We start from the raw sequence: 9,817 nt of genomic DNA on the forward strand, positions 1-9,817 counted from the left end.
ACGGCCGCGGACGACAAGCTTCTCGCCTTCACCAATGACGGACCGACGGTACTGCGGAATTACAACCGCGCTCGTCTCGATTTTCTTGCCGAGAATGCCAAGCCTTTCGGCGCGGCGGATTGATTTCAACGGCGCTTCGGCGCGCGGTCGCCATGCGACCGCGCGCGTTCAACGGCGTGCGATTCTGATTGTCAGGGAACCGGTCCCTGCGGCGGCAATCTCGACGATCTGACGCGCGTCGTCATGCGATACTTGCGCGTTCTCCGCTTCGACGGAGAAGCCGGACGGATATTGCAGCCTCGGCACGAAAACCTCGCTCGGCGAGCCGGCACGGCATTCGATTTCAGCCGTGAAGGCGCCGCTGACGCGATCGAAGGAGACATGCAGGAGCCTTCCGCCGGCCTTTCTGACATAGGGGCGGACGAAGCCCGCAAGCGCCCGGCCGCCGCTGTCGAGGTCGTCGGCACCGGTCTTCTGATCGCGACTGAAGATCGAGAGGTCTTCCTGATTCCAACCATCGCCGATCGCTGGATCGTTGCTGTTCGACGCGGAGTAGTTCCAGTGCGCGGAGCTGAGCAGCAATGTGTCGAAGGCGTTGTACATGAAATCGAGCGCGAGGATGTGCTTCTCCCACGGTGCGTCCGAGCGGTCGCCCGCGGCGAAGGCTTTGTAGGCCGCGCCCTGGTCGAGATCGAATGGAATACCGCATTCGCCGACGAGCGTCGGCGCGCCGCGCCCGCCATTCAAATTGTGGCTCGCATTGCGCAGGAAGGCGAGTTGTTCGACATAGTTCTTCTCGATTTCGACGCGCCCCCTGAGCCAGGTTCCGGAATAGGGGTTGAAATAATCCGGATAGCCGAAATGTTTGGTCGAGAGCGTGACGAAATCGTACCAGTGGCTCGCATTGACCGCATTGTCCGGCGTGTCGTCCGGGAAAGAGTGGCCCAGCATGATGGCGAAGGGATCGAGTTCGACGAAGAGAAGCCAGTCGGTACATACCGCCCGGACGGCGTCGGCCATCCTTTTGAAAAAGGGCGCCATGTAATCCTGTTTGACGTTCACCGGACGGTCGCCGACGACGCGGAAGAAATCTTCCCGCAGCACTTCGATGTCGCCATTATGCGTGACCCTGTACGCACCGGCTTTTTCGAAGGGATCGCTCCGGCCCTCCATCCAGATCGAGGTGCCCGAGGAATTGATCTTCTCGTCGCGAAGCGGCACGACGGTTTTCTCTTCTTCCGAGAATCCGAGAAGAGGGACGTCGCGTGAGATGCCCCGGGCTACCGCAAGGCCGTCGAGCGGCGACCAGGCAAGACCCGGGCGCACGAGGCCCGGCTTCTCCGGTGTCCATCTGACGTGTTGATAGCTGAGATCCAGGCCGATATAGCCGCTGCTGGGCTCATTGAGCGAGTCGAAGCCTATGACGTTCGGCAAATGGCGGATATGCCGGGCAACCGCGCCGACGCTGCCGAGATAATGATCCTGCAGGTAATCCTGAATGTTGCGGCCATCGATCGTGAAGTCGGGCGCGAAATCCCGGCCGGCAAAGAACAGCGTCCACATGATGCCGTTGACGGGGAAGCGATAATTCTGCGCCCAGCTCATCATCGGATAGCGATCCGGCTGGCGGCCGCCGCGCGCGAAATCGTATTTGTGCTGCATCACATGGGCGGCGCCGGCTTCGTGGAAGCGGGTGAAGTCGAGCCCCACCTTCTCGAAGAGCCATGCGGGCGCGCCGTCGCCGCCCGACATGCGGCTCCATGCGTCCTGGTGGAAGTCGACGAAGACATAATGACCATGTTCGCCGGCCTTGGCGCAGATGGCTGCGAAATAGTCGAGATAGGCTTCGTCGAAGAGGCCAGGGCCGGCATGTTCGACGGCTTCCCATGTCGTCAGCAGGCGGATGCAGTTGAAACCCCAATGGGCGAGGCGGCCGAAATGCTCGTCCGCTTCATCGAGCGGAAAGGGCCGCCCGATGAAGGAAACCGTACGGTGATCGGAAAAATCCGACGGATGGTTCGTCCCGCCGCCGGGGTAAGGCACCTTGCTGTCGCCGCCGAGATTGACGCCGCGCAGGATGACCTGACGCCCGTTCTCGTCGATGAACCGATCTCCCTCGATGCGAAGGCGCGAGAGAGCGGCTGGCGCTATCTTTCTTTCGAGAGAGGGGGGCTGGTCGAGCATCTGGTTCATACTCCTGCCTTGCGAATGGCGATTTCGCCGAGCATTTGGCGGTGAAAAGTCGCGTCGATCGGATAGCGCCAGAGACAGGCGACCGAGAGGAACACGCCGGCAAGCGGAACGAGTGACATGATCGCCTTGATGCCGAGCACGGCCTCCGGCGATTGCGGCTGATTGGCGACGAAGCCGACAAAGCTCAGCATCTGGCCGAGAAGGATGGCGTTGATGCCGAGAGCGACTTTCTGCGCGAAGGCGGCGAAGCCGAATATCTTCGCTTCTTCGCGGCTGCCGAGTTTCCATTCGTTGTATTCGACGGTGTCGGGGACCATCGACCAGAACATCACGGCATAGCTTGACTGGCCGGCGGTGATCACCAGCATGAACAGGATCGTGGCAGGCGTGGTTTCCACCGGATTGAAGAAGAAGCCGATATAGCCGATGGCCGCGATGGCGCTGCCGAGCATCCAGGCGAGGCGCTTGGACGTGCGGCGCGCGAAGGCGATCCAGAGCGGCAGCGTCAGCATGACGACGAGCGCCGGCATCGGCAGCGCGAACTTGACCGCGGCCATGTCGTTCAATCCATATTTGAACCAGTAAAGGATGCACTTGCCGAACATGGTAAGCGCGATCGAGGTCACGGTGACGGCGCCGAAAACCTGGGCCAGCGGCAGGTTCAAGCGCAACATGCCCCAGAACTGCGCGATGTCCTGAACAAAATTCGTCAGGATGCTCGAGATCGAAAACCCAGTTGCCGGCGCCGCGACCTCGGCGGGCTCGTGGGTGGTGAAGAAAGTGATCGAGATGATGACGACGGAAATGGCGCCGAGTATCGCCGCCGACATGGCGTAGCCCACATCCTCACGGCCTTCGCCGAGCACAGCCACGAGGAGCGGAAAGATGAAGGCGACCGTGAGGCCGCCGATGGCGGCGAAGAAGACGCGACAACCGGCGATGACGGCACGTTCGTTGCTGTCGCTTGTGATGCGCGCGGACAGCGATGAGAAGGGGATCGACATGACGGTATAAGCCGTGCGCAGCGCCACATGCGTCAGGATCGCATAAGCGACCAGCGCGGCCCCCTTCAGCGGCGGCACCCAGAAGGCGAGGGCAAAGCAGATCGCACAAGGAATCGCGCCGGCCAGCAGGTAGGGCCGATAGCGGCCGAGACGGGTGCGCGTACGGTCGGCGATCGCGCCCATGATGGGATCGGATATGCCGTCCCAGATGGAGGCGATCGAATAGGCGATCCCCGCCCAGATGGGCGAGATACCCATTACATCGGTGTAGAAGAAATAGAGGAAGAGGCCGATCGCCTGCCAGAAGAAATTGAGGCCAAGGTCGCCGATGGAATAGCCGAGCCTGACGCCCCATCCCAATCGTTTGTCGTCGGCAGCGGATATCGTCACGCACATCTCTCCCGTCGGTCCCGGCCGTCCACGCTCCGGCCTAGCCGGCGCCCCGACGAGGGACATGAGCGGCGAAAATAGGGACCGAATGACAACGATGTCAACATCCGTCTCGATGCGGCCGTCTCCATTGATCGCGGCAGGCGCAATGGGCATAAGAGAGGAGGGGCGGAAGCGGCAGGCCCCGGAGAGGTCGCTCGCTTGCGGCCCCATGGACGTTTGAACGATGGGCAGGATAAAAATCGGACATAAGAGCGGGGCGGCGACGGCGTCGGCAAGCGATGCGAACTCCACGATCAAGGATGTCGCGCGGCTGGCGGGCGTCTCCATCAAGACCGTGTCGCGCGTCATCAACAACGAGGCCAATGTCACCGAGGCGATGCGCAAGAAGGTGCAGGACGCCATCCGACGCTGCGATTATGTTCCCAATCGCTCGGCGCGCAGTCTTGCCGGCCGGCGATCTTTCCTGATCGGGCTTTTCTACGAACGCCAGAACTCGAGCTACATCACGCGCATTCAAGCGGGCGTTCTGGCCTACTGCCGGCAAGAGGGCTACGAACTCCTCATCCACCCGTTCGGACGAGGCAATGAAAGTGTATTGCCGGAGATCGAGAAGGTTGTGCATCGGTCCAACCTCGACGGCGTCATTCTCACGCCCTACTTCTCGGAGTGGGTACAGCTCCTCGATTTTCTCGACGGCATAAAGCTTCCATACGCCCGTGTAACCGCCGTGCGCGACGATCTGCGCTCGCCCTTCGTTTCCTGCGACGATTTCGACGCCGCTTTCCGCATGACCAAATATCTCATCGCGCTGGGTCATCGGAGGATTGGCTTCATCAAGGGACATCCCCGCCACAATTCGGCGACCGAGCGCCATGCCGGCTATGTTGCCGCTATGGAGGCGGAGGGGATTGCCGTGTCGCCCGACTTTGTTACGCAGGGCGATTACAGCTTCGTCTCGGGCGAGGCGGGCGGACGCGCGCTCCTTGACAGCGGGGCGGGGGTGACGGCGATCTTTGCGAGCAATGACGATATGGCTGCCGGAGCGCTGCGGATGGCGCATCAGCGCAAGCTCGTTATCCCGGACGACATTTCCATCGTCGGTTTCGACGACGCCGACATCGCGCGCAAGCTCTGGCCCGCGTTGACGACCGTCCGGCAGCCGGTACGAGAGCTCGCGGCTCAGGCGTCGGCTCTTCTCATCTCTTCGCTGCGCGAGGATGGGCAGGAGCAGGAAAAAATGCAGCGGTTGCTGCCTCTCGAGATCATCATTCGCGAATCTGCGGGCCGCGCGCCCTGATTTCGTCCACGACTGGCGACGACGATGTTTGGCGGCGTTGAATTGACAACGGTGTCAATCGTGAGCTAATAAGGTCGCCACGGTGGCCGGGAGGGCCTCGTCGCTGTTTTGCGTCATGGGGAGGGGTTTCAAAGTGAGATCGAGGATTTTGTCGAGTGCGGCACTGGCCGCGCTCAGCATCGGCCTGTCGGCAGCACAGGCGGCCGATGCGCCGGTTCCGACCGCGGCGGCGGAAGGCGCTTCGCCAGCGGCAGATGGTTCGGCATCGGCTACCAAGGATATGCCCGAGGGAATCGAGGGCATGGTCGTAACGGCCCAGAAACGCTCCGAGAATATCCAGAAGGTGCCGGTCGCCGTCACCGCCGTAACGGGTGAAGATCTCGCAGCGCGCAATCTGACCGATATGGAGTCGCTCAAATACGTCGCGCCGAGCGTGAAGTTCACCAATGCAAATTCCTCCCGCACGGAAGGATTTTCGATCCGCGGCGTCGGCACCGTCGCCTTCGCTGAAGGCATCGAGCAAAGCGTTGCGACGGTGATCGACGGTGTCGTCATGGGACGTGCCGGCATGAGCATCGGCAATTTCGTCGATGTCGAGCGCATCGAAATGCTTCGCGGTCCGCAAGGCATGCTGTTCGGCAAGAATGCATCGGCCGGCCTGATCTCCGTCGTCGGCAACAAGCCCGTGCTCGACGAATATTCCGGCTCTCTCCACACGTCCTACGGGACGGATAACGACACGATGGTCAACGCCATCGCCAATCTGCCGATATCCTCCGATTCCGCCTTGCGCATCGTCGGCTACGGCAGCCATCGCGACGGCTATATCGAGAACGTGCACACCGGCGAGGATCTCAACGACCGCAACCAGTATGGCGTGAAGGGCAAATATCTCTGGAAGCCGACCAACGACTTCAGCCTCTACGCCATCGGCGACTGGTCGCATACGCATGCGAATTGCTGCGTCTGGACGATCAGAGAGAATATTCCTGGAACCTATACCGACACGGCGCAGCAGGCCGACGGCATCGTTCCGGGATCGGAGAACGACAAGGTGACGCTTGACGGACCGGTCTTCTCCCGCTCGACGAGCGCCGGCGGCTCTCTGGAAGCCAACTGGTCGCCCGGCGCCTACACGTTCACCTCCATAAGCGCCTATCGGCAATGGCGTCAGGACGACGGCGTCGACTCGGATCAGACACCCAACGACTATCTCAACGACAATACCGGGCGACAGAGGCAGAGCCAGTTCTCTCAGGAGCTGCGCGTGACCTCTCCGCTGGGCGGCCTGTTCGATTACGTCGCCGGTGTTTATTACTGGCATCAATCCTTGCGCGGAATTTCCCATCAAGAAGGAGATTCGGGGGCTCTCGCCGGTACGCCCACGGGCACGCGGGCGGATGTGACGGCGGACGTGAAGACGGAAAACGACAGCTACGCCGCCTTCACCCAAGGTACGCTGCATGTAAGCGACGATTTTCGCTTCATCGCCGGTGGGCGCCTCACGCGCGACGTGATGTCCGTGGACTTCGATCGGACGTCGCATGGCAGCTTCATATTGCCGCCACCCTATTCGTCGTTGAATATCGTCTACACCACGCCTTATGCGTTCACGGCGCGGACGACGAATACAAACCTCTCCTGGAAGTTCGGCGCGCAATACAACGTCACGCGGAATGTGATGGGTTATGCAACTGTGTCGCGCGGATACAAGGGGCCTGGTCTCGGCGCCGTACTCTATATCGAGCCGGGACAAGACCCGCTCGTGAAACCCGAAATTCCGACGAGCTATGAAGTCGGCCTGAAGTCCCTGTTGCTTGGAAACAGGCTGATGTTCAACGTCGCCGTCTTCGACACGACCTTCAAGGACTTTCAGACGCAGGTTCTCGACGGCTCGACCGTGCTTGCGGGCGGTGCGTCGGCAAAGGTCATCAACGCCAGCAGCCTCAAGACGCGTGGCGTTGAAATCGACACCATGGCGCGGCCGTTCGAGGGGCTCACCCTCACCGGCGGCGTCAGCTATGTGGACGCTTATTTCGGCAGCGGCTGCACGGATTGCGGCGGTTCGGTCGGTAACGACACGTCGGGCATGAGACTTCCCGGCAGTTCGCGCTGGACCTACACCGTTGCGGGCACTTATGAGCAGCCGATCTTCGACACGCTGACCGGGTTCGTTTCGCTCAACTGGTACTGGAGGAGCGGAACGCAATTCGGCACCGAAAAGGATCCTGTCAAGGCGCAGAAGACCTATCAGTCTGGATACGGACTTCTCGGCGGCAACATCGGTATCGGCAGCGACGATGGCAACTGGAAGGTGTCGGTGTTCGCAAAGAACATTCTCGACAAGCGGTTCTCCGCGCTTGTATTCGGGACGCCGGTGCCCTCTCTGGCGCCGGGCGGCACGACCGGACCGTCAGGCTACAGCCAGTTTCTGACCTCCGATGCCTACAGGACAGTGGGCGTGACGGCCGATCTGAGTTTCTAGGGAGCCGGTTGTTCGACCGGTTGGGCTTCTCCCCCACTGATCCCCCGCCCGGTTCACCGGGTGGGGGATTTTTTTGTCCGCAAACTCAGACGAGCGAGCGCCAGGTTTCGCGGTAGCGGAAAAGCTTGCGGGTGGTCTCTTCGTCGAGCGGAAGGGAGCGCGGCAGGGAAGGGCAGGGCATCCCGGGTCGGGCGAGACGCGCCGCGCCGACGGCAGCGCCGGTCGCGTCCTCGGAGAGCAGAACCTCCTGATGCGGCCGCAGCCCCTGCAGCGCAGACGCGAACAGACCATTCCGGCCGAGGGGACCTTCGATGATGATCTCTCCTTCTCCGCCGATAAGCGCGACACACTCGTCGGCCATAAGCGTGACATAGAGCGAGGCGAGCGCCTGGCGCTCGACAGGGTCGGTGGGCGCGCGACCGATGAAGCGGCCCAGACGTCCGGGAAACGGTCCTCCCTCGCCGCCGTGATTTGGCGTAACGAACATGCCGTCGGCCATGATCCTGCCGAGCGCGCGGAGCAGGTCATCGCGCGTAGGGAGCGGGTGGCTTTGCCGGCCGGCGACGGTTTCATATTCGCGGCCCGCCATAAAGCGGGCTGTCGGCACGGGCGCGCCGCCGATCTCTACATTCGAGAGGCAGTCGCGGGCGTGATCGAGTGCGATCGGACCCGCATGTCCGGCCATCGCGATCAGCCATGTGCCGCTCGAGAGCACGACGAAGGGTGTGTCGCGACCGGCCCTATGTTTGAAGAAAGAGGCGGCGCTGTCGTGAATGCCGGTCAGCACAGGTGTTCCGGACGGGATGCCGATACGTCCCGCGAGGTCTTCGCGGATTACACCTGCCTGACAGGCCGCCGGAGAAAGAGGCGGAAGGAGCTCGCGCAGCGACATCAGATCGACAAGGCGCGAATAGTCGCGCGTTGCAGGACACCAGAGGTCGGTATGGCATCCAAGCGCGGTCATCTCCGCGACGGCCCGTCCCGTCAGACGGTGGGTCCAGTATTGCGGATAGAGAAGAAGCCTGCGCGCGCTTATGAACTGCGTGGGGAACATCGTCTTCTGCCACAGCAATTGCCGGCCGAGATTGAGGCCGCATGGCAAGGCGGGAGACTGCGTTTCGCAAAAGGCGGGCCGGATGGCCTCGTAAGCCCCGCTCACTTCTTCCGGGCCGCGATGCTCATAGTCGAGGATCGGCAAGGCGAGCGCGCCCTGCTCGTCGATCAGCGCGGCCGTTGCTCCATGCGCGACCGTCACGAGGGCGGCAATCGGCTCATGGCGGCGCGCTTCCGCGAGGCTGGCGATCAGGAATTGCCAGATCGCATCGGCGTCGACATGAGGATAGGGCGCGGCATCGACGACCTTGTTCGGGATCCGCCTCTCAAACGCTATGCGCGCGGCGGGATCGACCAGCGAAAGTTTGACGTTGGTCTTGCCGATGTCGAAAACGGCTATGCAGGAGTCGGCGTCGGCTTCGTCCGTCGAATGCCGGTTCGCTGTCTCCGTCTCCATATTTCTCTCCTCCCGCGCCGCCGGCAGTCAATCGGACGTCACCCCGACCCGGCGATGTTGTGGTTTTTCTGCGCCATCGCACTGCGGAATCCGAACAAAATCTGACAACGATGTCAAAAAAACTTGACGACGCCTTCGAATAGAACAATATGAAAAGCAATTGAACAAAATATTGCAAAATGTTCAATCATTGAAACTGCGACCCTGGGGAGGGGCTGATGGGGAGATCACGTTCGACCAATTCCGTGCGCGCGTCCATGGCGATGGGGGCCGGTGCGCTGGCCGTTTTCGGCCTGGGCGGCGAAGTCGCCCGCGCAGCGGAACAGACGCCGGCCACGGCGCCCGCCGAAGCAACCGCGACGGCCGCGTCGGATACCGCCGAGGCGAAGAACATTCTCGACACGATCGTCGTCACCGCGCAACGCCGCAAGCAATCGCTTTCCGAAGTGCCGCTCGCGGTCTCCGTGGTCAGCGGCGACCAGTTTCAGGATGCGGGTCTCAGCGGCGTCGACGATCTGCAGAAGGTCGCGCCGTCCATTACCTTCAGCCAGTCGCAGAGTACGCGCGGTTCGGGCATGAACATTCGCGGCATCGGTACCACGACCTTTGCCGACGGCATTGAGGGCAGCGTCGGCTATGTCGTCGATGGCGTCGTTGTCGGCCGCGAGGGCGGGGCGCTCAGCGATCTTGGCGATATCGAACGCGTTGAAATCCTGCGCGGACCGCAGGGTACGCTTTTCGGCAAGAATGCGACGGCCGGCGTCATCAATCTCGTGACCAAACGACCGACGGAAGATTTCGAGGCCGAAGGCCGTGCGAGCTACGGCAGCTACAACGAGGTCAAGGTCAGCGGCGCCGCGTCCGGTCCGCTCACTGAAGACGGTTCCCTGCTCGGGCGATTCTCGTTCTTCTCCAATACGCGCGACGGCAACGTC

The 9,817-nt window shown here is 61.9% G+C and carries 6 protein-coding genes; 3 read left to right on the top strand and 3 right to left on the bottom strand.

From position 1 onward, the window contains the following. Nucleotides 1-168: 168 nt before the first annotated feature. Together VMR03_RS10950 and VMR03_RS10955 are read right to left on the bottom strand one after the other, a co-directional pair. Nucleotides 169-2,184 (bottom strand): glycoside hydrolase family 5 protein, encoded by a 2,016-nt coding sequence (locus VMR03_RS10950; RefSeq protein WP_325405112.1) that lies wholly within the window; start codon nucleotides 2,182-2,184, stop codon nucleotides 169-171. Between the two features lie 5 nt (nucleotides 2,185-2,189). Next, the gene (locus VMR03_RS10955; protein ID WP_325405114.1) at nucleotides 2,190-3,587 is read right to left on the bottom strand and encodes a glycoside-pentoside-hexuronide (GPH):cation symporter; all 1,398 of its coding nucleotides are present in this window, start codon (nucleotides 3,585-3,587) and stop codon (nucleotides 2,190-2,192) included. 226 nt (nucleotides 3,588-3,813) lie between these two features. Between VMR03_RS10955 and VMR03_RS10960 the strand changes: the two genes are divergently transcribed. Beyond that, on the top strand, nucleotides 3,814-4,887 hold the full coding sequence (locus tag VMR03_RS10960; protein ID WP_325405116.1) for a LacI family DNA-binding transcriptional regulator: 1,074 nt from the start codon (nucleotides 3,814-3,816) through the stop codon (nucleotides 4,885-4,887). Nucleotides 4,888-5,020: 133 nt separating this feature from the next. Then, nucleotides 5,021-7,372: a TonB-dependent receptor gene (locus VMR03_RS10965; protein ID WP_325405118.1), complete on the top strand. Its 2,352-nt coding sequence runs from the start codon at nucleotides 5,021-5,023 to the stop codon at nucleotides 7,370-7,372. Between the two features lie 85 nt (nucleotides 7,373-7,457). Here the strand turns inward: VMR03_RS10965 and VMR03_RS10970 are convergent, their stop codons facing one another. Next, a complete protein-coding gene (locus VMR03_RS10970) occupies nucleotides 7,458-8,882 on the bottom strand; it encodes an FGGY-family carbohydrate kinase (protein WP_325405120.1) in 1,425 nt (474 codons plus the stop codon). A gap of 218 nt (nucleotides 8,883-9,100) precedes the next feature. On the opposite strand from VMR03_RS10970, the gene VMR03_RS10975 reads away from it, so the two are divergent. Then, on the top strand, nucleotides 9,101-9,817 hold a 717-nt coding region (locus VMR03_RS10975), incomplete at its 3' end, for a TonB-dependent receptor (RefSeq protein ID WP_325405122.1).

This window comes from Parvibaculum sp., assembly GCF_035511255.1.
GTDB lineage: Bacteria > Pseudomonadota > Alphaproteobacteria > Parvibaculales > Parvibaculaceae > Parvibaculum.